The organism is Microbacterium tenebrionis (assembly GCF_020682665.1).
Lineage (GTDB): Bacteria > Actinomycetota > Actinomycetes > Actinomycetales > Microbacteriaceae > Microbacterium > Microbacterium tenebrionis.
On sequence record NZ_JAGTTM010000001.1, the window covers coordinates 314,558 to 339,081 of the forward strand.

A 24,524-nucleotide genomic window follows, 5' to 3' on the forward strand; every position below is an offset into this window, starting at 1 on the left:
CTAGACTGGGAGCGTGGCATCCCCCGCAGCTGACGACTATCTGAAGACGGTGTTCGCGCACACCGAATGGCAGGATGCGGCGATCACTCCCTCGCAGCTCGCCGCGAAGCTCGGCATCGCCCCCTCGAGCGTGACCGAGATGGTCAAGAAGCTCGCCGCCGCAGGGCTCGTCTCGCACGTGCCGTACGGCGCCGTCCGGCTGACGGATGCCGGCGAGGCGCGCGCGCTGCAGATGGTGCGGCGGCACCGTCTCATCGAGACCTGGCTCGTGCAGGAGTTCGACTACGCGTGGGACGAGGTGCACGACGAGGCCGAGGTCCTCGAGCACACGATCAGCGAACGGCTGCTCGAGGGCATCGACGCGCGCCTCGGCCACCCCCGGTTCGATCCGCACGGCGACGCGATCCCGGATGCCGCGGGCACGGTCGTCCGCGACCCCTTCGTGCTGCTCGCCTCCGCCGAGATCGGTCACACCGGGCGCGTGCTGCGAGTCAGCGACGTCGACCCCCAGCTGCTGCGCGAGATCGAGGCATCCGGACTCGGCGTCGGGCACACCGTCGTCGTGACCGCCGACGGCATCGAGGTCGACGGCTCCCCCGTCGCCCTGCCGGACGGCGCCGCAGAGGCGATCTGGCTCACGGCGTAATCCGACGGCAACACCACCGCGGCGTCGCACCGACCAATAGGCTGAGCACATGGCACACCGCGATGACATCGAATGCTGGCTCACCGACATGGACGGCGTGCTCGTGCATGAGAACGACGCCATACCCGGCGCATCCGAACTGCTCGCCGGGTGGGAGGCGAACGGCATCCCGTATCTCGTGCTGACAAACAACTCGATCTTCACCGCGCGCGACCTCTCAGCGCGGCTGCGCACCAGCGGTCTGCGGGTTCCCGAGGAACGGATCTGGACGTCGGCGCTGGCCACGGCCGACTTCCTCAAGCAGCAGGTTCCTGGCGGCTCGGCGTTCGTCATCGGCGAGGCCGGCATCCTCACGGCGCTCCACGAGGCCGGGTTCGTGATGACCGAGACGAACCCCGATTTCGTCGTGGTCGGCGAGACGCGCAACTACTCGTTCGAGGCGATCACCAAGGCCATCCGCCTGATCAACAAGGGCGCCCGCTTCATCGCCACCAACCCCGACGCCACCGGCCCGAGCGCCGACGGCGTGCTGCCGGCCACCGGCGCGATCGCCGCGCTGATCACGAAGGCCACGGGCCGCGAGCCGTACGTGGTCGGCAAGCCGAACCCGATGATGTTCCGCTCGGCGCTGAACAAGATCGGCGCGCACTCGAAGAAGACCGGCATGATCGGCGATCGCATGGACACCGACATCGTCGCCGGCATCGAGGCGGGCCTGCACACGGTGCTGGTGCTCACGGGCATCAGCGACCAGCGCGAGATCGAGAAGTATCCCTTCCGTCCCGACGAGATCGTCGACTCTGTCGCCGATCTGCTGCCGACCATCACCGGGACGGTTCGCACCGTCGAGGGATGATGGGCGTTCTCGACGACGGCGAGCGGATCACGGCGGCGGATGCCGCGACCTGGCGCGCCTGGCTCGAGGAGAACCACGCGACCGCCGCGGGGGTCTGGGTGCTGAACGTTCGCGGTGATGCGTCTGGGCTGTCGTACGAGGATGCCGTCCGCCTGGCGCTCTGCTTCGGGTGGATCGACGGACCGGTGCGGAAGTTCGACTCGGCGAACGCGCAGTGGTTCTCACCGCGTCGCCCGTCGAGCGGATGGGCGGCGACGAACAAGGCGCGGCTGGCCGAGCTCGAGGCGTCGGGTGAGCTCGCTCCCGCTGGCATCCGAGCGATCGAGGTCGCGAAGGCGAACGGCACGTGGGAGATGCTCGACGGCCCGGAGGCCGGCATCGAGCCCGATGAGTTCGCCGCCGCACTGGATGCCGTCCCCGCCGCCCGCGCGAACTGGGATGCTTTTCCGAAGTCGGTGAAGAAGTTCGGGCTGACGAACATCGCGCTGGCACGGCGTCCCGAGACGCGGTCCGCGCGGATCGCGAAGATGGTCGCGGATGCCGCAGAAGGGAAGCGCCCATGACCCAGCAGGACGTGTTGTTCCTCGTGCTGATCCTCATCACGCTGTCGACGCTCACGGTGATCATCGTGCAGTGGGTGCGCTCACGCCGTCGCGGCGGGTCCGACGACCGCGGCGGCAACTGGTGGGAAGGGCCCTGGGACGAGGACAAGCGCTGACGCGCGCGGCTGTCCCGCGGGAGGGGGCGCAAACGGCGGCCACACGCACGCTGAGGCAACCATTCGTGCCACCTCGCGCTCGAGGCCGGCGCCGTCCGTGCAAGCGGGGGTCGCGAACGGCGGCCATACTCGGGGTAAAGCAACCATTCGCGCCACCTCGCGCTCGAAACGACGCCTGCGCGGTGGCGGTTCCTCAGCCGGCGGTGAGCTCCAGACCGCGGAGCGCGGCGACCGGCTCCGGCATCCGCAGCGGGCCCGAACCAGGGGTGATCGTTCCGAGGATGCGGGGCTCGCGCGCGCCGGTGCCGCCGGGGATCACCGCGGGGATGCCGTGCATCGTGCACCAGCCGATCAGGGCGAACAGGATCGCCTCCTTCGCATCCGCCGACGCTCCGAGCTCATCAGCGAGCACGACCTCAGTGCCGGGGAGTGCGGCGCGGAGCCCGTCCATGATGAGCGGGTTGCGGCAACCACCACCCGAGACCGCGAGGTAGCCGACGCCGGCGGCGGCGACATCGCGCGCCACGGTCTGCACCGTGAGCTCGGTGAGGGTGCGCACGAGATCCGCGATCGGCAGATCCCGGCCGAGAGCGGCGACGTGCTCGCGCACGTATGCGAGGTGGAAGTGCTCCTTGCCCGTGCTCTTGGGCGCCGGCAGGGCGTAGTACGGATCGGCGAGGAGCGCCGTCAGCAACTCGTCGTCGACGGCGCCGGCGCGCGCGATCGCGGCATCCTCGTCGTAACCGAGCGGGTTGAGGCCGTACGCGCTGATGACGGCATCCACGAGGGCGTTCGCCGGACCGATGTCGTAAGCGCGCAGGCCGTCGCCGACGACCGTGATGTTGGCGATGCCGCCGAGGTTCAGGGCGGCCGAGACCCCGGCGTGCTCGCGCAGCAGCAGTTCGTCGAGGAACGACACCAGCGGCGCTCCATGCCCGCCGGCGGTGATGTCGCGGATGCGGACGTCCGAGATCACGGGAGCGCCGACCGCCTCGGCGATCCAGGCGGGCTGGCCGATCTGCAGGGTTCCGCGGGCGCGATCGTCCTCGACCCAATGGAAGACGGTCTGGCCGTGCGAGCACACGGCGTCGACGCCGCCGACGGATGCCGCGGCATCCCGTGCCACGTCGGCGAACGCCTGCCCGATCAGCGTGTCCAGCTCGCACACCTCGGCCAGCGTGGTGGCCGCCGGCGGCAGCGCTGCGACGAGACGGGCGCGCAGCGCGGCCGGGTACGGCACGCTGCCGGTGCGCAGGACTTCGCCGCGCAGCATCCCGTCGCTCTCATCGAAGTCGACGACGGCGACGTCGATGCCGTCGTGGGACGTGCCGGAGAGCAGGCCGAGTACGCGCATTGCTCGAGCCTACGTCCTCCACCGGCCGACACTCTGGGGGCCGTCGACACGCATGTCGGACGGATCACGTCTATCGGTCCGACATCCGTCGCCTCGGCCCCCGAAGTGTCGGGCGCCTACCGCAGTGCGAGGGCGGCAGCGCCGATGAGGGGGCCGCCGTCGCCGAGTCCCGACATCACCACGCGTGCGGCGCGGGAGTAGTCGTGCGCAGCGGATGCCGTGAGGGCGGACTGCACGAGGTCGATGTAGTCGTCCGACACCCGCGAGAAGCCTCCGCCGATCGCGATCACGTCCAGGTCGACGAGGGTCGCGGCATCCGCCAGAGCCTCGCCGACGGCACGCGCCGAGCGTTCGATCGCCGCACGGGCGGTGGCGTCGCCCGCCGCGGCATCCCTCGCCAGGTCCTCGCCGGTCGCGCCCGTCCAGCCCTGAGACTGCGCCCAGGCGGCGCTCGCGGGCCCTGAGGCGATCTCCTCGAGCGTGAGACCGCCCTCGCGGCGCATCTGGCCGAGGTGTCCGGCGTTGCCGCTGGCGCCGGGCACGTACCGGCCGTCGATGACGAACCCGCCGCCGACGCCGGTCGAGACGACGATCGACAGCGATGCCCGTGCGTTGCGCGTCGCTCCCAGCCACGCCTCGGCCAGCGCGAGCGCGCCGCCGTCATGGCCGAAGACGGTGCGGACGTCGTGGCCGAGGACGACGGATGCCGCCGAGCGGACCGCGTCCGCCAGTCCGTAGCCGCGGACGGCGGGCATGTTCACCGGGATGATCGTGCCGGTGGCCCGGTCGACAGGCCCCGCGCTCCCGACGCCAGCTCCGACGAACGCGGCGTCGAGGGGCACCGCGGCCAGTGCGTGGCCGACGACCGCGGCGATCGCGGCATCCATCGACGCGGGGGTCGCCTCGCGACCGGTCGCCTGCCTGCTGCGGCTGCCTCGGACGAGCGTCCCCTCAGAGGTGACGAGAGCGCCTTCGAGCTTCGTGCCGCCGACGTCGATCGCGAGCGCGACCTGCTTCTCGGTCACTGCGGGTCGAGTCCGAGGTCATCGAGGTCGAAGGCGGCCAGCCACTGCAGCCCCTCGGCCTCGATCGCCGCCTGGGCACCGGTCTTGCGGTCGACGATCACGGCGACGGCGACCACCTCGGCTCCCTCGCGGCGCAGGGCCTCGACGGCCTTGAGCGCGGACTGCCCGGTCGTCGACGTGTCCTCGAGCACGATGACGCGCTTGCCCGCGACATCCGCGCCCTCGATCTGGCGGCCGCGGCCGTGGTCCTTGGGCTCCTTGCGCACGACGAAGGCGTCGAGGGGGCGGTCGGTCTGCACCGACGCGTGCATGACGGAGTTCGCGATCGGGTCGGCACCGAGGGTGAGACCGCCGACGGCGACGACGTCGAGGTCGCCGATGAGGTCGAGCATGATCCGGCCGATCGCGGGAGCTGCGCGATGGTCGAGGGTGAGCTTGCGCATGTCGACGTAGTACGTCGCCTTCTTGCCGCTCGAGAGGGTGAAGTCGCCGTGGAACACCGCCTCATCCTTGATCAGAGCGAGCAGGGATTGGCGGTCGGCTTCGAGAGTCACGGCATCCAGTGTATGGCGGTGACGCTATCGTGGCGATGGACCCACAACGGGAGGAGATCCATGTTCTCGTACGACCCCTATGCCGAACTGGCCACGCTCCGCGACTTCGCGCCCCTCGAGCTGACCAGCCCCGACTTCGAGGCCGGCGGTCCCTTGCCGTTGTTCGCCTGGTCGGCCGGTCGCGGCGGCGAAGACCGCTCGCCCGGCCTGCAGTGGTCGCAGGCGCCGGAGGGCACCAAGAGCTTCGCCGTGTCGTGCTTCGACCCGGATGCTCCGACCGGGTCCGGGTTCTGGCACTGGGCCGCGTTCGATCTGCCGGCCGACACGACCGTGCTGCCCAGCGGCACCGGTGCCGTCGCCGCATTGCCCGCCGGGGCGAAGGTCCTGCCGAACGAGGCCCGCCTGAAGCAGTACATCGGAGCGGCACCGCCGGAGGGCACCGGCGTCCACCGCTACTTCTTCGTCGTCGACGCCCTCGACGTCGACAAGCTCGACCTGGACGGCGATGAGACGCCGGCGACGCTCGGGTTCAACCGCCACTTCCACACGCTCGCGCGCGGCGTGCTGATGGGGACGGCGGATCCCGCGGAGCGCTGAGGCTGGGTGGGCGTCGAACGTCCGACCCCGCCCGTAGGCTGGATGCCATGCGTCTGGCCACCTGGAACATCAACTCGATTCGCACCCGCGTCTCGCGCGCCGTCGACTTCGCCGTCCGCGAAGACATCGACGTGCTCGCACTGCAGGAGATCAAGTGCAAGCCGGAGCAGTTCCCCTATGAGCCGTTCGAGGCGGCCGGGTACCACGTCGAGGCGCACGGTCTGAACCAGTGGAACGGCGTCGCGATCGCCAGCCGCCTGCCGATCACCGATGTCGAAACCTCGTTCGCGGGGATGCCGGGCTTCGCGAAGGGCCACGAGGGCCCGGATGCTCCGCTCGAGGCGCGCGCGCTGGGCGCGACGATCGACGGCGTGAAGGTGTGGAGCCTGTACGTGCCCAACGGCCGCTCACTCGACGACCCGCACTACGCGTACAAGCTGCACTGGCTCGACGAGCTGCGCAAGGCAACGGCCGCCGAGTTGCAGGCGAAGCCCGATCTGCCGCTCGCGCTCGTCGGAGACTTCAACATCATCCCCTTCCCGGAGGACAACGGCGACCCCGACATCGTCGAGGGCGTCTCGACGCACGTCTCACCGCAGGAGCGGGAGGCGTTCTTCGCACTGAAGGATGCCGGCGTCACCGATGTCGTCCGCCCCCTCCTGCCCGAGGGATTCACGTACTGGGACTACCAGCGCCTGAAGTTCCCGCGCAACGAGGGCATCCGCATCGACTTCATCCTGGGTTCGCGTGCGCTGGCGGACGCCGTGACCGGAGCATCCATCCATCGCAACGAGCGCAAGGGCGAGCAGCCCAGCGACCACGTCCCGGTGGTCGTCGACCTCGCCTTCGGCGCTGCCGAGGACGACGACGACATGCCGATGATCTTCGCCTGACGCTCAGCTGCCATCGTGCCGGTGCGCACGGGCCGCAGAATCCCTCGCAGGGCGGATGCCGCGGCATCCCCTCCCCCGTACCGTTGAGACATGTCCGCATCATCCCGCGCACTGACGCCGCGCCAGCGTCAGGCCGACGCACTGCTGGCCGTCGTCGTGTTCGTCGCCGGTGTCATCAGCGCAGCCCTGTCGGCGATCTCCGAGATCTACGGCGACGACCAGGCTCCGCTGTGGCAGGCCCTGATCTACCTCGCGGTGGTGTCCGCACCACTGGCATTCCGGCGCGTGTGGCCGGCACCCGTCGCGATCCTCGTCTCCGTGGCGTACTTCGTCTCGGTCACCCTCCATCTGCCAGAGATCTACGCAGGCAACATCGCCGTGTTCATCGCCCTGTACACAGTGGGGGCATGGATGGCGAACCGCCGCGCCGCGATGATCGTGCGCCTCGCGATCATCGTCGGGATGTTCGCGTGGCTCCTGATCACGATGTACCGCGACGCGATCGACACCGCCCGCGAGGAGGACGTGATCGCCGGCGCCATGTCGCCCTACCTCGCGTTCATGCTTCTGAACCTGCTGATCAACGTGCTGTACTTCGCCGGCGCGTACTTCTTCGGCGAGCACGCCTGGCGCTCCGCCATGCAGCGTCAGGCGCTCGAACAGCGCACGGCCGACCTGGAGCGCGAGCGGGAGGTGACCGCCGCGCAGGCCGTCGCGCTCGAGCGGGTGCGAATCGCACGCGAGCTGCACGACGTCGTCGCTCACCACGTGTCGGTGATGGGCGTGCAGGCGGGGGCGGCGCGCATGGTCATCGATCAGGACCCGCAGAAGTCGAAGGAGCTGCTCGGCGGCATCGAGACCTCGGCGCGCGAGGCGATCGGCGAGCTGCGCCACCTGCTCGAGACGCTGCGCTCGTCGGATACCGAAGCCGACGACGCTCCGTCGACGGTCGGACTCTCGGACCTGCCCGAGCTCGCCGCGGCATCCTCCGCCGCCGGGCTGCCGACCGCGTTCACCACGGTCGGCGAGGAGCGCCCCGTGCCGTCGGTCGTGCAGGTGAGCCTGTACCGGATCGCGCAGGAGTCGCTCACGAACGCGCGCCGCCACGCCGGCCCCGCCGCCACCGCGGATGTGCGCCTGCGTTACACCGAGCGCGAGGTCGAGCTCGAGATCGTCAACACCGGTCGCCGGGTACTCACACCGCGACCAGGGTTGGGGCAGCTCGGCATGCGCGAGCGCGCCCTCGCCTCCGGCGGCGCGATCGAGTCGGCGCCGCGCGAGCGGGGCGGCTGGCGAGTGCGCGTGCAGGTGCCCATCGGCGCACCGGCTCTGACGGGAGCCACCGCATGAGCGACCCGATCCGCGTGCTGCTCGTCGACGATCACGCGATGCTGCGGGCCGGATTCCGGACCATCCTCGACAGCCAGGCGGACATCACGGTGGTCGGCGAGGCCGCGACAGGCGCCGAGGCGGTGGCGCAGGCATCCGCCCTCAGACCTGACGTCGTCAGCATGGATGTGCAGATGCCCGACATGGACGGCATCGAAGCCACCCGCCGCATCGTCGCCGATCCTGAGGTGCACGCGTCGATCGCGATCGTGACGACGTTCGATCGGGACGACTACCTGTTCAGCGCGCTGGACGCCGGCGCAAGCGGTTTCCTGTTGAAGAACAGCAGTCCGGAGGACCTCGTCTCAGCCGTCCGCGTGCTGGCGGCGGGCGACGGGATGCTGGCGCCGGAAGTGACGCGTCGTGTCGTTCAACGCTACGCCTCGTCGCCACGCGAGGGTCAGGCGACGCCGGTATCCGCGTCTGTCGAGCTCGCCGAGCCGTTCACCGATCGTGAGGCCGAGGTGCTCGCGCTCATGGCCGAGGCGATGAGCAACGCCGAGATCGCCGCACGGCTGTTCATCGGCGAGGCGACCGTGAAGACGCACGTCTCGCGCATCCTGCACAAGCTCGGCGCGCGCGACCGGGTGCAGGCGGTGGTGCTGGCCCTGCGGGGTGGGCTGGCGTAGCCACTTCCTTACGGATGACTCCCCGGTAAGATCGATTCCGAAACGCAAGGAATCGGAGAAGGCCGTGTCCACTGCAACGATGACGAGCAAGGGGCAGATCACCGTGCCCAAGGACGTGCGAGAAGACCTGGGGCTCGTCCCCGGATCGAAGGTGATGTTCGTGAAGCTGCCGAACGGGCAGTACAACGTGGTACCGCGCACCGGGAAGATCCAGGATCTCTTCGGCATGCTTCACCAGCCCGGCGTGCCGGCCATGACGATCGAAGAGATCAACGACGCGATTGCCGAGGGTGGCGCGGAGAGCGGCATGCGCGGGATGGAGGGCTGAGGTGTTCCCATACGGATCACTGACCGGCATCGATACGAACGTGATCCTGCGGGCGGTGCTGCAGGATCACGACGAGCAGACGCCACTTGCCCAGCAGGCGCTCTCGAGCCTCACCAAGGACTCCCCGGGTTTCATCACGTTCGTCACGTTGGCCGAGGTGTACTGGGTGCTCGCGCGCGGGCGCCGATTCGACAAGCCGGCTTGTCTCGGGGTCATCCGACGCCTGATCGAGAGCGACACCCTCGAGTTCGATGACGGCGAGGGCGTCGTGCGAGCGCTTCACCTCGCCGAGGAGGGCGCGGACTTCGCGGACGCCCTGACCCAGGTCACGATGGAGCAGTTCGGCGCAACCGAGACGGTGACGTTCGACCGCACGGCATCCGAACGTCTGGGCTGGCGACTACTGGAATGAATGACCCGCGAAGAGAGCTCTGGCGGGTCGTTGAGCGAGCGGAGCGAGACGAAACGGGGTGAGCGAGCAGCCGGAGGCGACGAGTCGAAGCCGCCCCCGGCACTATTCCTCTGGATATACGAAGTCCCTGAACCGGCCCGATACGCTCGGCCTATGAGCGAGATGCCCGCACCGGTGTCCCGGCCGATCATGGCCGGGGTCGTCACGGCGCTCGTCGGGTTCACCAGTTCGTTCGCCGTGGTGCTCACCGGGCTCTCCGCGGTCGGCGCGTCGCCGGGCGAAGCCGCCAGCGGTCTGCTCGCCCTGAGCATCACGATGGGCCTGTCGTGCATCGCGCTCGCATGGCGGTATCGGATGCCGATCACAGTCGCCTGGTCGACGCCGGGAGCCGCGCTGCTCGCAGCGACGGGTGTCGTCGATGGCGGGTGGCCGGCGGCCATCGGGGCATTCCTGCTGGTAGCCGCCCTCACGATTCTCGCGGGACTATGGCCCGGCTTCGGCCGCCTGATCGCGCAGACTCCGGCATCCATAGCCCAGGCGATGCTCGCGGGCGTGCTCCTGCCGCTGTGTCTCGCGCCGATCCTGGGCATCGCGGAGAACCCGTGGGGAGTGCTGCCGGTGCTGCTCACCTGGCTGGTCGTCGCTCGGTTCGCCCCGCGGTGGGCGGTGCCGCTGGCGTTCGTCGCCGCGGCGATCGTCGTGGGAGTCGACACGGTCCGCAGCGGCGCCGCCGTGGACGCCGGTCTGCTCGTGCCGCGCCTGGAGCTGACTGCGCCGACCTTCACGATCGGGGCTGTCGTGGGGATCGCCCTGCCGCTGTTCGTGGTCACGATGGCGTCGCAGAACGTGCCCGGCGTCGCGATCATGCGCAGCTTCGGATACGAGGTGCCGTGGCGGCCGGCGATGTTCGTGACCGGCATCGGCACGGCTCTGGGCGCCCCGGCGGGCGGCCACGGCATCAACCTCGCCGCAATCAGTGCGGCGCTCGCCGCAGCTCCCGACGCCGACCCCGATCCGAAGCGCCGCTGGGTGGCCGGGGTGTCGACGGGTGTCTCGTACCTCGTACTGGGCGGGTGTGCTGCGGCGTTCGCGGCGCTGGTCGCACTCGCGCCCGCCGCCGTGATCCCCGCCGTCGCCGGAGTGGCGCTGTTCGCCTCGCTCGGCTCCGCGGTGCACCAGGCCGTCGCCGATCCGAGCGAGCGGATGCCGTCGGTCGTCGCCTTCCTCATCGCGGCATCCGGGGTGTCGCTCGCCGGCATCAGCGCGGCGTTCTGGGCCCTCGTCGCGGGACTCGCCGTGCGCGCGGTGCTGACCTTCCGACGCTGAGTCCGCCCCTGGGGTGACCTGCGATATCCGCCGCAGGGGGGATGCCGCCACGGCGGTCCGGTCCCTAGCGTGGAGGCATGACAGGAACCCTCCAGCTGCAGGGCGTCACGAAGAGCTACGGCTCACGGCGCGTGCTCGACGACATCTCCTTCCCCGTACGCGCCGGCCAGCTCACCGGCTTCGTCGGCGGCAACGGCGCCGGCAAGACGACGACGATGCGGATCATCCTCGGCCTGCTCGTCGCGGACGGCGGCAGCGTCACCCTCGGCGGCTCGGAGCTCACCGGCGACATCCGCCGCCAGTTCGGCTACATGCCCGAGGAGCGCGGCCTGTACCCGAAGATGAAGGTGCTCGAACAGATCGTGTACTTCGCGCGGCTGCACGGACTCTCCAAGGCGGATGCCACCGCCAAGGCGACCGCCCTGCTCGGCGAGCTCGGGCTCGAGGAGCGGCTGAACGACAACATCGAGACGTTGTCGCTGGGCAACCAGCAGCGCGCCCAGATCGCGGCATCCCTCGTCCACGAACCGGAGGTCCTCATCCTCGACGAGCCGTTCTCGGGTCTGGACCCGATCGCCGTCGAGACCGTCGCGGGGGTGCTGCAGGAGCGCGCGTCGCGCGGGGTGTCGGTGCTGTTCTCGTCGCACCAGCTCGACGTCGTCGAGCGGCTGTGCGACGACCTCGTCATCATCGCCGGCGGCACGATCCGTGCGGCCGGCGCCCGCGACGAGCTGCGCGAGCAGTTCGCAGCTCCCCGATGGGAGCTCAGCGGCACGGGCGACGTCGGCTGGCTGCGCGATGAGCCCGGCGTCAGCGTCGTCGACTTCGAGGGCGGCAGCGCCGTGTTCGACGCCGAGCACCCCGCGATCGCGCAGCGCGTTCTGCGCCGGGCCATGCAGGACGGCGACGTCAGCCGGTTCGGCCCGCAGCATCCCACCCTCGCCCAGATCTTCAAGGAGGTCATCCAGTGAACGCGTCTCCTGCCGCCGTCTCCAGCGCCCAGGGCATCTGGCTCGTCGCCGAGCGCGAGCTGAGCACGAAGCTGCGCAGCAAGGCCTATCTCATCTCGACCGGCATCCTGCTGCTGATCGTCCTGGCGGGCGTGATCTGGGCGGGCGTCTCGTCGGCCAATCCGTCGTCGACGCCGGTCGCGGCGACGGCCGGGGCGGCACCCGCCCTGGAGGATCTCGGCGGGTACGACGTGACCGAGGTCGGCGATCGGGATGCCGCGGCGGCCCTCGTCGAGTCCGGCGAGGTCGATGCGGCCGTCGTCGACGACGCGTCGTCTGCGACCGGGATCGTCATCATCGCCGACGAGGAGGCTCCGCAGGGACTTCTGATGGCGCTGTCGGTGACGCCCGAGGTCGAACTGCTCAGCCCCGATGCCGCTCCCGGCCCGCTGCGCTATCTGCTCGGCATCGCCTTCGGGCTGGTGTTCATGATGGCAGCGATGATGTTCGGGACCCCGATCGCGACGAGCGTCGTGGAGGAGAAGCAGACCCGCGTCATCGAGATCCTGCTCTCGAGCATCCCCGCACGGGTGCTGCTGGCCGGAAAGGTGATCGGCAACACGATCCTCGCGATCTCGCAGATCCTGCTGCTCGTGGCGGTCGGAACGGTCGGGCTCATCGTCACCGGGCAGACCGAGATCCTCGCCGGCCTCGGCGGCCCGGTCGTCTGGTTCGCCGTGTTCTTCCTGTTCGGGTTCATCCTGCTCGCGGCGATGTTCGCGGCGGCGGGGTCGATGGTGTCGCGCCAGGAGGACGTCGGCGCCACGATGACCCCGGTGATGTATCTGACGATGATCCCGTACTTCCTCGTGATCTTCTTCGGCGACAATCCGGTCGTGATGACGGTGCTCTCGTACGTGCCATTCTCGGCGCCCGTCGGAATGCCGATCCGCCTGTTCTTCAACGAGGCCGAGTGGTGGGAGCCGCTGCTGTCGCTGGTAATCATGCTCGTCGCGTGCGTCGTCGTCATCGCGCTCGGCGCCAAGATCTATGAGAACTCGCTGCTGAAGATGGGGGCGCGGGTGAAGTTCCGCGAGGCGCTGCGCGGCTGAGGGATGCGAGGACGATCATGTCGCCGCATGACAGGGAAATATGTGCCCGCATAGATGCGTTCTAGACTGCTGAACGCGGACGACGGGGTCGGCACAGGCTTCGACCCCGAAAGGCACCCATGAGCACGTCCACTCTCGAGCGCACCGCATCCACCTCCGTCCCCGTCCTCGACGTCCTCGCCGCGCGGTGGAGTCCGCGCGCGTTCGACCCGTCGTCGCCGATCGACGAGGACAAGCTGATGGCCGCTCTCGAGGCGGCACGGTGGGCGCCGTCGGCCAGCAACACGCAGCCGTGGCGGTTCGTCGTCGCTCGACGCGGCACCGATCTGCACGCCGCGATCGAGGGTGCTCTCATGGGCTTCAACCGCGAGTGGGCGGGCGCTGCGCAGGTGCTGATCGCCGCGTTCGCCGAGGAAGCGGATGCCGACGGCAACCCGCACCCGTGGGCGCAGTACGACCTGGGCCAGGCCGTCGCACACCTCTCGGTGCAGGCGCACGCCGATGGCCTGTTCGTGCATCAGATGGGCGGTGTCGAGCGCGATGCGCTGCAGGCCCTGCCCGGTGTCGAGGACCGCTTCACCCCGGTCTCGGTGATCGCCCTCGGCGAGCTCGGCGACGCCACGGCACTGTCGGAGAAGCTTCAGCAGCGTGAGGTTGCGCCTCGCGTCCGCCGTCCGCTGGCCGAGACGGTCATCGCGAGCGCCTGACTCTCAGGCTTCGACGCGCTGCGCTCATTCAGCCCGTTTCGTCTGCGAGCCCACCGAGCGCAACCGCGAGCACGACTCGCGCGAGATCCGCGCCACCCTCGCCGCCGCTCGGCCGGTACCACTCGACGATCGAGTTGACCATGCCGAACAGCAGTCGGGTGGCGACCGAGGGATCGATGTCGCTGCGCACCGTCCCCTCGTCCTGCGCTGCGCGCACGAGCGCCGTGACGCGACGGTCGAAGGCGCGCCTGCGCTCCAGCGCCGCGCGCTCGACCTCGCTATTGCCCCGTACCCGCAGCAGCAGCGTCACGTAGGCGAGCTTGTCGACGAGAACGAGCACGGCGCCGTGCAGCACGTGCTCGAGCCGCTCCCGGGCGGATCGGCCTCCGGCATCCGCCAGCACGCCTTCGAGACCGCCGAGCGCCTCGTCCAGCGCGACCTCGAGCAGCTCCTCCTTCGAGGAGAAGTGGTGGTACAACGCCGACTTCGACAGCCCGAGCCGCTCGGCCAGCGACGCCACCGATGTCGCGTCGTAGCCCTGCTCGATGAACACCTGGACGGCGATCTCGAGCATCCGGTCCCGGTCGTAGCCGGGGCGGCCTCGGCGGACCGGTGTCTGATCGGGGGCTGGCACGGCATCCATCCTGGCACGCGCGTCGGCGTCGGCATCCTGATTGCCGCGGTGGGCGTCCATGTCATACCCTATTACTGAACGAACGATCAGAAAATACCGACGAGCCGACGACGACGTCAGGAGGTCCGATGGACCAGGTCCCGCCCACCGGCGACCCCCTGCTCATCGAACACCGCACTGACCGCGTCGTCGCGCGTTTGAACCGTCCCGACAAGCGCAACGCGATCGACCGCGAGATGATCGACGCGCTTCACGTGCTGTGCGCCGAACTCGAGGCAGCCCCGCGCACCCTGATCCTCACGGGAGCCGGCGAAGACTTCGCCGCAGGAGCCGACATCGCCCAGCTGCGAGCCCGGCGCGCGGAGGATGCGCATCGCGGCATCAACGCCGTGGCGTTCATCCGCATCCACGACCTGCCCATGCCCGTGATCGCCGCCCTCGACGGCTACGCCCTCGGCGGCGGTGCCGAACTCGCGTACGCGGCCGACATCCGGATCGCCACGACGCGTCTGCGAATCGGAAACCCCGAGCCGAACCTCGGAATCATGGCGGCGGCCGGCGCCACCTGGCGCCTGCGCGAGATCGTCGGCGAGGGACTCGCTTCCGAGATGCTGCTGACGGGTCGCTCGCTCGACGCGGACGAGGCACGCGCTGCAGGCCTCATCTCGAGCATCCACTCCCCGGAGGAGCTGATGGATGCCGCGCACGCGATCGCCGACCGCATCGCCGCTGCCGATCCCCTCGCCGTCCGGCACACGAAGACCGCGCTGCATGCGCCGCGCGACGCGCACCCCGCGATAGACGGCGACCTGCAGGCCGAGCTGTTCGAGAGCCCGGAGAAGATGCAGCGCATGACCGAGTTCCTCGAGCGGAACGGGCGCCGGTGAAGGTCGGAGTCCTCGGCGGTGGACGGATGGGCGCCGGCATCGCGCACGCCTTCCTCCTCGCCGGATGCGACGTCGTCGTCGTCGAGCGCGATGACGCGTCAGCGGATGCTGCGACCGCCCGCATCCGCGACAGCATCGCGCGTTCGGTCGAGCGCGGGGCGACGTCCGCGAATGCGCGGGTGTTGGAGAGCGCCCTCGCGGTCGGCATCGACCTCGCCGCATTCGCCGGATGCGAGCTCGCGATCGAAGCCGTGCCGGAGGACCGTGCGCTCAAGACAGATGCTCTTCGGCGCATGGAGGCGGTGGCGCCCGAGGCCGTGCTGGCGTCGAACACGTCATCGATCTCGATCGATGCACTGGCTTCCGCTCTCACCAGCCCCGAGCGGTTCCTCGGCCTGCACTTCTTCAATCCGGTCCCGGCGTCGGCACTCGTCGAGATCGTGGTCGGGTCGGCGGCAGATCCCTCACTCGTGGATGCGGGCCGCGGGTGGATAGAGATGATCGGCAAGACGCCGATCGTCGTCCGCGACTCCCCCGGTTTCGCGTCGAGCCGGCTCGGGGTCGCGCTCGCGCTCGAGGCGATCAGGATGCTGGAGTCCGGCGTCGCGTCGGCGGAGGACATCGACCGCGCGATGGAGCTCGGATACCGGCATCCGATCGGTCCGCTGCGCACGACCGACATCGTCGGGCTCGCCGTGCGGCTCGGCATCGCCGAGGAGCTGCAGGCCGAGCTGGGCGACCGCTTCGCTCCTCCGGATCTGCTGCGGCGCCTCGTCGCCGAGGGAAAGCTCGGCCGCAAGAGCGGCGAAGGATTCTACGAATGGGAGACACCATGACCGTGGCGACGGAGACCGCGATACTGCCGAGCTACGTGCGCGACGCGTGGTGGCAGCCTTCGGCGGACGCGCAGGCCACGGTCGTGCGGGATGCTTCGACGGGCGAGGAGATCGTGCGGGTGAGCACCGCCGGGCTCGACCTCGCTGCGGCTCTCGAACATGCGCGCTCGGTCGGTCAGGCGTCGCTCGGCGAACTGACGTTCCATCAGCGGGCGCTGCTGCTGAAGCAGTTCGCGCTCGCCGTGACCGAGCGCAAGGACGAGCTGTACGCGCTGTCTGCGCGCACCGGTGCGACCAAGGCGGACTCGTGGGTCGACATCGACGGCGGCATCGGCGTGCTGTTCGCGTACTCCGGCAAGGGCCGCCGTGAACTGCCGAACGCGCACGTGTACGTCGACGGACCGGTCGAGCCGCTGTCGAAGGACGGCAGCTTCCTCGGTCGTCACGTGTGCACGCGTCTGCCGGGCGTCGCGGTGCAGATCAACGCCTTCAACTTCCCGATCTGGGGTCCGCTCGAGAAGTTCGCGCCGGCGTTCCTCGCCGGGATGCCGTCGCTGATCAAGCCGGCGACGCCGACCGGGTATCTCACCGAGGCGATGGTGCGGATCCTCGTCGAGTCGGGCCTGCTCCCGGCAGGTTCGCTGCAACTCGTCAGCGGGAGCGTGCCTTCTTTGTTCGACGAGCTGCGTCTGGGCGACGTCGTCGGATTCACCGGAAGCGCATCGACCGCCGCCTCGCTGCGCGAGCGCACGCCGGCCGGCGTGCGCTTCACGGCCGAGACCGACTCGATCAACGCCTCCGTGCTGGGCCCTGACGCGGTCGTGGGCACGCCGGAGTTCGACGCGTACGTCCGTCAGCTCGTCGTCGAGATGACGACGAAGGCCGGGCAGAAGTGCACGGCGATCCGCCGGGCGATCGTCCCGACCGGTCAGGCGGATGCCGTGATCGAAGCGGTGCGGGCGCGTCTCGATGAGAAAACGGTCGTGGGCGATCCGCGCGAGGAGGGCGTGACGATGGGTCCGCTCGTGTCGCTGGAGCAGCGCGATGAGGTGCTGCGACAGGTGCAGGCGCTTGTCGCAGGCGGAGGGCGGATCGTGATCGGTTCGTCTGACGCACCGGTGGGCGACGGAGCGTTCGTCGACCCGGTGCTGCTACGCTTCGACGACGCGGACGGCGACGCCGTCCACACGGTGGAGGCGTTCGGCCCGGTGTCGTCGCTGATCACGTACGACACCGTGGCAGAGGCATCCGACATCGTCGCCCGCGGCGGCGGCTCGCTCGTGACGAGCGTCGCGACCCACGACCCGGCGTTCGCCACCGCGATCATGGCCGGGGTGGCGCCGTGGAACGGGCGCGTGCTCTTCCTCGATCGCGACGACGCGCGCTCGTCGACCGGGCACGGTTCGCCGATGCCGGGTCTCGTGCACGGCGGACCTGGCCGCGCCGGCGGCGGCGAGGAGCTCGGCGGCATCCGGGCTGTGCTGCATCACATGCAGAGGACGGCCGTGCAGGGCTCGCCCGAGATGCTGACGGCGATCACCGGCCAGTGGCATGCAGGTGCTGGGGCGCGTGAGGACGGCATCCATCCGTTCCGGAAGTCGCTCGCGCAGCTGCGGATCGGCGATCAGATCGCATCGCACACCCGCGAGGTGACGCTCGAGGACATCGAGACTTTCGCTCACTTCACCGGCGACACGTTCTACGCGCACATGGACGAGGAGGCAGCCGCGGCGAACCCGTTCTTCCCCGGACGGGTCGCGCACGGCTACCTGCTCGTGTCTTGGGCGGCGGGGCTCTTCGTCGACCCGGAACCCGGCCCGGTGCTTGCGAACTACGGGCTCGAGAACCTGCGCTTCATCACTCCGGTGTCGCCGGGAGACAGCATCCGGGTCGAACTGACGGCCAAGCAGATCACGCCCCGCGAGACGGACGAGTACGGGGAGGTGCGGTGGGATGCCGTGATCCGCAACCAGGACGACGAGACGGTGGCCACGTACGACGTGCTGACGCTGGTTTCGAAGGAGTAGTCGGCGGCACGTCAGATGCGATGCACGTTGTTCGAAAAGGTTCCCTGATCTGCCGGTTTCTCGGGTGGGAATGTCGGTGGCCCCCTGTTGAATAGAGGGTATGAACAGCATCGTCGACCACCTCGAAGACCTGGACAGGTCTCTCGCCGGGGCGGGCCGCGATGCGTTCGATCGCGACGAGATCCCCGGCCTCGCGGATGCTGAGATAGCAGCCCTTCTCGAGGCGAGCGGCCGCATTCAGAAGCGGATCGAAGCGCTGCAGGTCGAGGCATCCGTCCAGGTCCTCGAGCGCTCGGCGCCGATGCGCGACGACAAGATCACCGCCAAGTACGGGTGGGACCGGCCGGTCGACCTCGTTCGGGCGCTGACCCGCACCGAGACGCGTGACGCGAACCGTGTCGTGAAGGCCGCGCGCCTGACGAGCCGGATCCGCGGCATGTCGAGCGGCGAGTTCGTGCCGGCCCGCTACCCCGAACTGCGCGCGGCCATGCTCTCCGGGGCGATCGGCACCGCCGGACTCCTGGCTGCGATCGAGCCCCTCGAGCAGTCCCGCGACCGGATGTTCGACGAAGACCGGCTCGAGGCCGACCGGCAGCTCGCCGACCTCGCCCTCGGTGTCATCCGAGACCACGAAGGCAGGGCCGTCGATTCCGGGCCGCAGCCCGCACCCGAGGATCTCAGGATCCTTTCCTGCGTGCTCGTCGCCTACCTCGACCCTGACGGCGCCGAACCGTCCGACAGCGCCGGGGCACGTGCACGCAGCCTCACCATCGGGCGCGAGCGCGACGGCAGCGTCCCGATCCGCGGCAACCTCCTTCCCGAAGTGGCCGGGCAACTGCAACTGCTGCAGGACAGCATCCTCAACCCGCGCGTCGACGGACCGGACGACCCGACCGCCGGTGTGCGCTTCGAAGACAGCGCCGACGATGTCGTGACACCGGGCGGCTACGTGCTCACCTCGGCCGAGATCGATCGGCGCACGCGAACCCAGAAGCTGCACGACGCCTTCGCGATGATCGTGAACGCTGCCGCACGCTCGGGCGAGTTCTCCGACCTCGGCGGCGCCGCTCCGACACTCGTCGTCACCGTGAGAGCCGAGGACTATGCATCCGGGGCCGGGTGGGCGACCATCCTCAACACGGGCGACCGCATCCCCTCGCGCGTCGCCGCGCAGACCGGGTGCGCGGGCGGCATCCAGCGGGTCATGTTCGACGAGAACGGCCGCATCGCAGCCCTCGGCACCTCCGCCCGCATCTTCAACGCCCTGCAGCGCCGGGCGATCACGCTCCGCGACGGTGGTTGCGTCATTCCGGGGTGCACGGTGCCGGCATCCTGGTGCGAGATCCACCACGTCACCGAGTACGCCGACGGCGGCCCTACCCACACCGACAACGGCGTCCTGCTGTGCTGGTGGCATCACCGCAACCTCCACCTCTCCGAATGGCGGATCCGCATGAACCGCGGTGTCCCCGAGATCCGGGGACCGGCATGGTGGGACAGCAAGCAGCGCTGGCATCCAGCGGGAGCCCCGCGTCCCCGAATACGAGAACGGGCCGGATAGGCGACGATGCGGGATCCCCTCGGATGTGAGAGAATTACTGAACGCACGGTCAGTAAAGACGAGGGAGTCGCCGTGACCGAGGAAGAGATCGGCACCGAAGAGACCAGCGCCGAGCAGCGCCGCTTCGACGAGATCATCGCCGCGGACTCGCGCATCGAGCCGCGCGACTGGATGCCGGATGCCTACCGCAAGACGCTCATCCGTCAGATCAGCCAGCACGCGCACTCCGAGATCATCGGCATGCAGCCCGAGGGCAATTGGATCACCCGAGCCCCGAGCCTCAAGCGCAAGGCGATCCTCATGGCGAAGGTGCAGGACGAAGCCGGACACGGTCTGTACCTGTACTCGGCCGCCCAGACCCTCGGCATCACGCGCGACGAGATGACCGACCAGCTCATCACCGGTCGGGCCCGCTACTCGTCGATCTTCAACTACCCCACCCCGACGTGGGCCGATATGGGCGCGATCGGATGGCTCGTCGACGGCGCCGCGATCTGCAATCAGGTGCCGCTGTGCCGGGCATCCTATGGCCCCTACGGGCGCGCCATGGTGCGGGTCTGCAAGGAGGAGTCGTTCCACCAGAGGCAGGGCTTCGAGATCCTCCTTACGCTCATGCAGGGCACGGATGCGCAGCGCCGGATGGCGCAGGATGCCGTGAACCGCTGGTACTGGCCATCGCTGATGATGTTCGGGCCGCCCGACGGCGACTCCCCGAACTCGGCGCAGTCGATGGTCTGGAACATCAAGCGCTTCTCGAACGACGAGCTGCGTCAGCGCTTCATCGGGATGCTCGTGCCCCAGGCGGAGGTGCTCGGCGTCACCCTGCCCGACCCCGAGCTGCGCTTCGATGAGGAGGCGCAGCAGTACGTCGGCGGCGAGATCGACTGGACCGAGTTCTTCGAGGTCCTCGCCGGACGCGGACCGATGAACGCCGAGCGCGTTCGTGCGCGGCGCGAGGCGCACGAAGACGGCGCCTGGGTGCGCGAGGCCGCGGCCGAGTACGCGCGCAAGACGACCCTTCGACAGGCTCAGGGATCGGAAACCGGGGTGGCCGCATGAGTGAGGAGACCTGGCCGCTGTGGGAGGTGTTCGTGCGCGCCAACCGCGGCATGAGCCACGTGCACGCGGGTTCGCTGCACGCACCGGATGCCGAGCTCGCCGTGCGCAACGCCCGCGACCTGTACACGCGCCGAGGCGAAGGCACGTCGATCTGGGTCGTCCCGTCGGATGCCATCACCGCCAGCGCCCCCGACGCGAAGGGCTCGTTCTTCGAGAGCCCCGCCGGCAAGAACTACCGTCACGCCGTGTACTACACCGCCTCCGAGGGGGTGCCGCACCTGTGATGACCCTTCGACAGGCTCAGGGACCGGACCCGCACGGCGCCGTCACGGTCGACGAGCTCGACCTCAGCGCCGAACTCGCGGGCAGCGAAGACGCGGTCGCGACCGCCGATGTGGCCGAGTACGCGCTCTGGCTCGGCGACGATGCGCTGATCCTGTCGCAGCAGCTCGGCATGTGGATCGCCCGCGCCCCCGAGCTCGAAGAGGACGTCGCGCTCGCGAACATCGCCCTCGACCTGCTCGGCCACGCCCGCTCGCTGCTCCGCTACGCGGGCACCGCCGACGGGCGCAGCGAGGACGACCTGGCGTACTTCCGTGACGAACCCGACTTCCGCAGCGCCTGGCTGTTCGAGCAGCCGAACGGCGACTTCGCCCAGACGATCGCGCGGCAGCTCGCGGCATCCGCCTATCTCTTCGAGCTGTACTCGGCACTGCGCCGCTCGACCGACGCGACCCTCGCCGCGATCGCCGAGAAGGCGCTCAAAGAGGTCGACTACCACCGCGATCACGCCGTGCAGTGGACGTTGCGCCTCGCCGGCGGCACCGACGAATCGCGACGACGCATGGTCCGCGCCGTCACCGACGTGTGGCCGTACGTCGAGGAGCTGTTCCGCGACGAACCGCTGATCGACCGGCTGGGCGCCATCGCCGCGCGTCCGTCATCGCTTCGCGCAGCCTTCGACGCCGCGATCGACGCCGTCTTCGCCGAAGCGGAGCTCGAGGTCCCCGACGTGAATCCGTCGATGGCCGGCGGGCGCCGCGGCAGCCACTTCCCCGCGCTCGCGCGCATCCTCGCCGAGATGCAGGTGCTCGCCCGGCAGCATCCGGGGGCGACATGGTGACGACGGCGACTCGGCGCGAGGCGGCCTGGGCCGTCGCTGCGACCGTGACCGACCCCGAGGTTCCTGTGCTCACGATCGAGGACCTCGGCGTGCTCCGCGACGTGACCGTCGACGGCGAGCGCGTGACCGTCACGCTCACGCCGACCTACAGCGGATGCCCCGCACTCGACGCCATGCGCGACGACGTGATCCTCGCCCTCACTGCGGGCGGCTTCGACGACGTCGAGGTGCGCACCACCTTGTCACCGGCGTGGACGACGGACTGGATGACGGATGCCGGAAAGCGCAAGCTCACCGAGTTCGGCATCGCTCCCCCGTCGGGACGCGCGGCGCTGGCTCAGGGGCCGATCCGGCTGCGCCTTGCCGTTAAGTGCCCGCGCTGCGGGTCGATCGACACCCGCGAGGTCTCCCGCTTCGGCTCGACATCGTGCAAGGCCCTCTACGAGTGCCGCGCGTGCCTCGAGCCCTTCGACCACTTCAAAGCGATATGACGACGACGACGCGCCGCCGCGGGCGCTTCCACGAACTCGAGATCGCCGAGGTCCGGCCGCTGACCGCTGAGAGCATCGAGGTGACCTTCGCGGTCCCTCCCGAGTTGGAAGGCGACTACGACTACCTGCCGGGGCAGTACGTGGCGCTGCGCGCGCACGTCGACGGGCATGAGGTGCGCCGCAGCTACTCGATCTGCCGGCCGCCGGCCCCTTCGACAGGCTCAGGGAACAGCCGCATCTCGGTCGGCATCAAGCGCGACCTCGGCGGGCTGTTCTCGGTCTGGGCGCACGAGAACCTCAAGTCCGGCGATCGCATCGACGTCATGAGTCCCGAGGGCACGTTCACCACGAACCTCCCCGACCTCGATCACGCGCACATCGCGGGCCTCGCCGCAGGCTCCGGCGTGACGCCCATGATGTCGCTGGCCGCTCACGTGCTGGCATCCTCGCCGACGGCGCAGTTCAGCCTGGTCTACACGAACCGCGCCACGCAGGACGTCATGTTCCTCGACGATCTCGCCGACCTCAAGGACCGCTACCCATCGCGGCTCGCGCTGCACCACGTGCTCTCGCGCGAGCAGCGCACCGCGCCCCTGCTGTCGGGGCGCATCGACGCGGAGAAGCTCGGGGCGATCCTCGACGGGCTGCTCCCACCTGCACGTGTGACCGAGTGGTTCCTGTGCGGGCCGTTCGAGCTCGTGGCGCTCTGCCGCGAGATGCTCGAACGGCGCGGCGTTCCGGCCGGCAGCATCCGCTTCGAACTCTTCACGAACGACGCCGACGGACCGCGCGTCGATCGCGGCCGCCCCGTCGTGATCGACAACGGCGACGAGGTGCGGACGATCGAGTTCACGCTCGACGGCCTCTCATCGACGGTCGAGTCGCCGGTCCCGGCGAACGAGGCGATCCTGGATGCCGCGCTCCGCGTCCGCGGCGACGTGCCGTTCGCGTGCGCAGGAGGGGTCTGCGGAACCTGCCGCGCGCGCCTCCTCGAAGGCGAGGTGCGGATGACCGAGAACTACGCACTCGAGCCCGATGAGCTCGAACGCGGCTACGTGCTCACGTGCCAGTCCCATCCGACCACCGAAAGAGTCGTCGTCGACTACGACGCCTGATGCAGCAGACCGGAGCGACCATGATCGACCTCACCATCGCGGACGACGTCGCCCACGTCGTGCTGAACGCTCCGGACAAGCGCAATGCGCTCGACGTGCAGGCGCTCGCCGATCTCAGCACCGCCTACGACGATGCCGAGGCCGCCCGCGTCCGAGCCCTGGTGCTGCGCGGCGAGGGACCGGGCTTCTGCGCGGGTCGCGATATCGCGGGTGTCGATCCCGCCACGGATGACGTCACAGGTTTCCTCGGCGGGCTCGTGACTCCGCTGGTGCAGAAGATGTCGGCGTTCCCCGCGCCGACATTCGCCGCCGCGCACGGCGCGTGCCTCGGTGTCGGCCTCGGTCTGCTGATCGCCACTGATGTCGTCTACGTCGCCGAATCCGCGAGGATCGGTTCACCGTTCGCGGCCCTCGGCGCGACGCTCGACTCCGGCGGGCATGCGCTGTTCTACGAGCGGCTCGGCGCCCACAAGACCCTCGACCTCATCTACACGGGCCGGCTCATGAGCGGTTCCGAGGCCGTGCAGTCCGGGCTGTTCTCGCAGGTGCTGCCGGCGGACGAGGTTCGGCAGGCGACCGAGGATGCCGCATCCCGCGCCGCCGCCGGCGCGACGCAGGCGTTCCTCGCGAGCAAGCGCCTCATCGCCCGATTGCGCGACGAGCGCCTCGCGCTGTGGGATGCGGTCGCCGCCGAGAACGCGAACCAGGCGGCCCTGCGCGACACCGCCGACTACCGCGAGGGCTTCGCGGCGTTCCAGAAGAAGCGGCGGCCGGAGTTCACCGGTCGGTGAGCGTCGTGACCGAGATGCGCTTTCCCTGGCGGGAGTCGACGACCCCGATGATCGCGGTGACGATCGTGCCGACCCAGCCGAGGAACGCGATGATCAGCGCAACGGCGAAGATGTTCGATGACGCCTCGCTGCTCATCCAGCCCCACGTGGAGAGCACCGAGCCGAACGGCGGTGCATCCCCGCCGTCTTCGAGCGTGAACATCATCACGAGCAGCGCCGCCCAGGTCACCCAGCTGGCGATGTCGTAGAACAGCCGGGTGCTGCGCGCCGCTCTCGCGTCGCGGTCGAAGACGACCACGATCGGCGCGACGTACATCGCGAGGATCACGAACGGACCGACGAACAACCCGATCAGCGCCATCCACCCCATCGGCGCGCCGAAGAAGCCGCGCCCGAACACGACGAGGAACGTCAGCAGCACCGGCGCGATCCAGTGGAACACCCGCACGAACCGATTGCCCGAGAAGTTCATGGCCCCGAGCGTAGCTTCCCCGCGGCGGGCGC

At 69.6% G+C, this 24,524-nt stretch carries 29 protein-coding genes; 24 read left to right on the plus strand and 5 right to left on the minus strand.

What is annotated here, in order from left to right:
• Positions 1 to 13 precede the first annotated feature (13 nt).
• From KEC56_RS01575 to KEC56_RS01590, 4 genes are read left to right on the plus strand one after another with little or no spacing between them, the layout of a single operon-like run.
• Positions 14 to 646, plus strand: a complete 633-nt coding sequence (locus tag KEC56_RS01575) for a metal-dependent transcriptional regulator (protein ID WP_227529542.1) — start codon at positions 14 to 16, stop codon at positions 644 to 646.
• Between the two features lie 49 nt (positions 647 to 695).
• A complete protein-coding gene (locus KEC56_RS01580; RefSeq protein ID WP_227529543.1) occupies positions 696 to 1,502 on the plus strand; it encodes an HAD-IIA family hydrolase in 807 nt (268 codons plus the stop codon).
• Entirely contained in the window at positions 1,499 to 2,065 is a 567-nt protein-coding gene (locus KEC56_RS01585; RefSeq protein WP_227529544.1) for a YdeI/OmpD-associated family protein, read from the plus strand. Before KEC56_RS01580 ends, KEC56_RS01585 begins: the two co-directional genes overlap by 4 nt.
• Positions 2,062 to 2,220, plus strand: a complete 159-nt coding sequence (locus tag KEC56_RS01590; RefSeq protein WP_175984918.1) for a hypothetical protein — start codon at positions 2,062 to 2,064, stop codon at positions 2,218 to 2,220. The genes KEC56_RS01585 and KEC56_RS01590 overlap by 4 nt, the downstream gene beginning before the upstream one ends.
• A gap of 193 nt (positions 2,221 to 2,413) precedes the next feature.
• On the opposite strand, the gene KEC56_RS01595 is transcribed toward KEC56_RS01590, so the two are convergent.
• The 3 genes from KEC56_RS01595 to pyrE form a co-directional block, all read right to left on the minus strand.
• The gene (locus KEC56_RS01595; protein WP_175984917.1) at positions 2,414 to 3,574 is read right to left on the minus strand and encodes an anhydro-N-acetylmuramic acid kinase; all 1,161 of its coding nucleotides are present in this window, start codon (positions 3,572 to 3,574) and stop codon (positions 2,414 to 2,416) included.
• A gap of 116 nt (positions 3,575 to 3,690) precedes the next feature.
• The gene (locus KEC56_RS01600; RefSeq protein WP_227529545.1) at positions 3,691 to 4,599 is read right to left on the minus strand and encodes an ROK family protein; all 909 of its coding nucleotides are present in this window, start codon (positions 4,597 to 4,599) and stop codon (positions 3,691 to 3,693) included.
• Positions 4,596 to 5,153 (minus strand): orotate phosphoribosyltransferase, encoded by a 558-nt coding sequence (gene pyrE / locus KEC56_RS01605; RefSeq protein WP_175988452.1) that lies wholly within the window; start codon positions 5,151 to 5,153, stop codon positions 4,596 to 4,598. The genes KEC56_RS01600 and pyrE overlap by 4 nt, the downstream gene beginning before the upstream one ends.
• Positions 5,154 to 5,213: 60 nt before the next feature.
• On the opposite strand from pyrE, the gene KEC56_RS01610 reads away from it, so the two are divergent.
• The 10 genes from KEC56_RS01610 (at position 5,214) to KEC56_RS01655 (ending at position 13,496) form a co-directional block, all read left to right on the plus strand.
• Entirely contained in the window at positions 5,214 to 5,750 is a 537-nt protein-coding gene (locus KEC56_RS01610) for a YbhB/YbcL family Raf kinase inhibitor-like protein (RefSeq protein ID WP_175988454.1), read from the plus strand.
• Positions 5,751 to 5,797: 47 nt separating this feature from the next.
• Entirely contained in the window at positions 5,798 to 6,643 is an 846-nt protein-coding gene (locus tag KEC56_RS01615; RefSeq protein ID WP_227529546.1) for an exodeoxyribonuclease III, read from the plus strand.
• Between the two features lie 90 nt (positions 6,644 to 6,733).
• Positions 6,734 to 7,993, plus strand: coding sequence for a sensor histidine kinase (locus tag KEC56_RS01620; protein ID WP_227529547.1), 1,260 nt, complete (start codon positions 6,734 to 6,736; stop codon positions 7,991 to 7,993).
• Positions 7,990 to 8,661, plus strand: coding sequence for a response regulator (locus KEC56_RS01625; protein ID WP_227529548.1), 672 nt, complete (start codon positions 7,990 to 7,992; stop codon positions 8,659 to 8,661). Before KEC56_RS01620 ends, KEC56_RS01625 begins: the two co-directional genes overlap by 4 nt.
• A 64-nt stretch (positions 8,662 to 8,725) precedes the next feature.
• Complete coding sequence (locus KEC56_RS01630) at positions 8,726 to 8,989, plus strand: AbrB/MazE/SpoVT family DNA-binding domain-containing protein (protein WP_227529549.1); 264 nt, start codon at positions 8,726 to 8,728, stop codon at positions 8,987 to 8,989.
• A gap of 1 nt (position 8,990) precedes the next feature.
• Complete coding sequence (locus KEC56_RS01635) at positions 8,991 to 9,401, plus strand: type II toxin-antitoxin system VapC family toxin (RefSeq protein WP_227529550.1); 411 nt, start codon at positions 8,991 to 8,993, stop codon at positions 9,399 to 9,401.
• Between the two features lie 153 nt (positions 9,402 to 9,554).
• Positions 9,555 to 10,727, plus strand: coding sequence for a benzoate/H(+) symporter BenE family transporter (locus tag KEC56_RS01640; RefSeq protein WP_227529551.1), 1,173 nt, complete (start codon positions 9,555 to 9,557; stop codon positions 10,725 to 10,727).
• Positions 10,728 to 10,804: 77 nt separating this feature from the next.
• The gene (locus tag KEC56_RS01645) at positions 10,805 to 11,698 is read left to right on the plus strand and encodes an ABC transporter ATP-binding protein (protein WP_175988464.1); all 894 of its coding nucleotides are present in this window, start codon (positions 10,805 to 10,807) and stop codon (positions 11,696 to 11,698) included.
• Complete coding sequence (locus tag KEC56_RS01650) at positions 11,695 to 12,789, plus strand: ABC transporter permease (protein ID WP_227529552.1); 1,095 nt, start codon at positions 11,695 to 11,697, stop codon at positions 12,787 to 12,789. Before KEC56_RS01645 ends, KEC56_RS01650 begins: the two co-directional genes overlap by 4 nt.
• A 119-nt stretch (positions 12,790 to 12,908) precedes the next feature.
• Complete coding sequence (locus KEC56_RS01655) at positions 12,909 to 13,496, plus strand: nitroreductase family protein (RefSeq protein ID WP_227529553.1); 588 nt, start codon at positions 12,909 to 12,911, stop codon at positions 13,494 to 13,496.
• Positions 13,497 to 13,524: 28 nt separating this feature from the next.
• Here the strand turns inward: KEC56_RS01655 and KEC56_RS01660 are convergent, their stop codons facing one another.
• Positions 13,525 to 14,139 carry a TetR/AcrR family transcriptional regulator gene (locus tag KEC56_RS01660; RefSeq protein WP_227530122.1) on the minus strand — a complete coding sequence of 205 codons (615 nt, stop codon included), beginning with the start codon at positions 14,137 to 14,139 and terminating at the stop codon, positions 13,525 to 13,527.
• A 119-nt stretch (positions 14,140 to 14,258) separates the two neighbouring features.
• Between KEC56_RS01660 and KEC56_RS01665 the strand changes: the two genes are divergently transcribed.
• The 10 genes from KEC56_RS01665 (at position 14,259) to KEC56_RS01710 (ending at position 24,020) form a co-directional block, all read left to right on the plus strand.
• Positions 14,259 to 15,017, plus strand: a complete 759-nt coding sequence (locus tag KEC56_RS01665; RefSeq protein ID WP_227529554.1) for an enoyl-CoA hydratase/isomerase family protein — start codon at positions 14,259 to 14,261, stop codon at positions 15,015 to 15,017.
• Positions 15,014 to 15,853: a 3-hydroxyacyl-CoA dehydrogenase family protein gene (locus KEC56_RS01670; protein ID WP_227529555.1), complete on the plus strand. Its 840-nt coding sequence runs from the start codon at positions 15,014 to 15,016 to the stop codon at positions 15,851 to 15,853. The genes KEC56_RS01665 and KEC56_RS01670 overlap by 4 nt, the downstream gene beginning before the upstream one ends.
• Positions 15,838 to 17,880: a phenylacetic acid degradation bifunctional protein PaaZ gene (paaZ, locus tag KEC56_RS01675; RefSeq protein ID WP_227529556.1), complete on the plus strand. Its 2,043-nt coding sequence runs from the start codon at positions 15,838 to 15,840 to the stop codon at positions 17,878 to 17,880. The genes KEC56_RS01670 and paaZ overlap by 16 nt, the downstream gene beginning before the upstream one ends.
• 100 nt (positions 17,881 to 17,980) lie before the next feature.
• Entirely contained in the window at positions 17,981 to 19,441 is a 1,461-nt protein-coding gene (locus KEC56_RS01680; RefSeq protein WP_227529557.1) for an HNH endonuclease signature motif containing protein, read from the plus strand.
• A gap of 72 nt (positions 19,442 to 19,513) precedes the next feature.
• Positions 19,514 to 20,500, plus strand: a complete 987-nt coding sequence (paaA, locus tag KEC56_RS01685) for a 1,2-phenylacetyl-CoA epoxidase subunit PaaA (protein ID WP_227529558.1) — start codon at positions 19,514 to 19,516, stop codon at positions 20,498 to 20,500.
• Positions 20,497 to 20,784, plus strand: coding sequence for a 1,2-phenylacetyl-CoA epoxidase subunit PaaB (gene paaB / locus KEC56_RS01690; protein ID WP_227529559.1), 288 nt, complete (start codon positions 20,497 to 20,499; stop codon positions 20,782 to 20,784). The genes paaA and paaB overlap by 4 nt, the downstream gene beginning before the upstream one ends.
• Positions 20,784 to 21,623, plus strand: a complete 840-nt coding sequence (gene paaC / locus KEC56_RS01695) for a 1,2-phenylacetyl-CoA epoxidase subunit PaaC (protein WP_227529560.1) — start codon at positions 20,784 to 20,786, stop codon at positions 21,621 to 21,623. The genes paaB and paaC overlap by 1 nt, the downstream gene beginning before the upstream one ends.
• Positions 21,617 to 22,114, plus strand: a complete 498-nt coding sequence (gene paaD, locus KEC56_RS01700; RefSeq protein ID WP_372456221.1) for a 1,2-phenylacetyl-CoA epoxidase subunit PaaD — start codon at positions 21,617 to 21,619, stop codon at positions 22,112 to 22,114. The genes paaC and paaD overlap by 7 nt, the downstream gene beginning before the upstream one ends.
• A complete protein-coding gene (gene paaE, locus KEC56_RS01705; protein WP_227529562.1) occupies positions 22,111 to 23,229 on the plus strand; it encodes a 1,2-phenylacetyl-CoA epoxidase subunit PaaE in 1,119 nt (372 codons plus the stop codon). Before paaD ends, paaE begins: the two co-directional genes overlap by 4 nt.
• A 20-nt stretch (positions 23,230 to 23,249) precedes the next feature.
• Positions 23,250 to 24,020, plus strand: coding sequence for an enoyl-CoA hydratase/isomerase family protein (locus KEC56_RS01710; protein WP_227530123.1), 771 nt, complete (start codon positions 23,250 to 23,252; stop codon positions 24,018 to 24,020).
• Here KEC56_RS01710 and KEC56_RS01715 read toward each other — a convergent pair.
• Positions 24,007 to 24,492 (minus strand): hypothetical protein, encoded by a 486-nt coding sequence (locus tag KEC56_RS01715; RefSeq protein WP_227529563.1) that lies wholly within the window; start codon positions 24,490 to 24,492, stop codon positions 24,007 to 24,009. The genes KEC56_RS01710 and KEC56_RS01715 overlap by 14 nt on opposite strands.
• Positions 24,493 to 24,524: the final 32 nt, after the last annotated feature.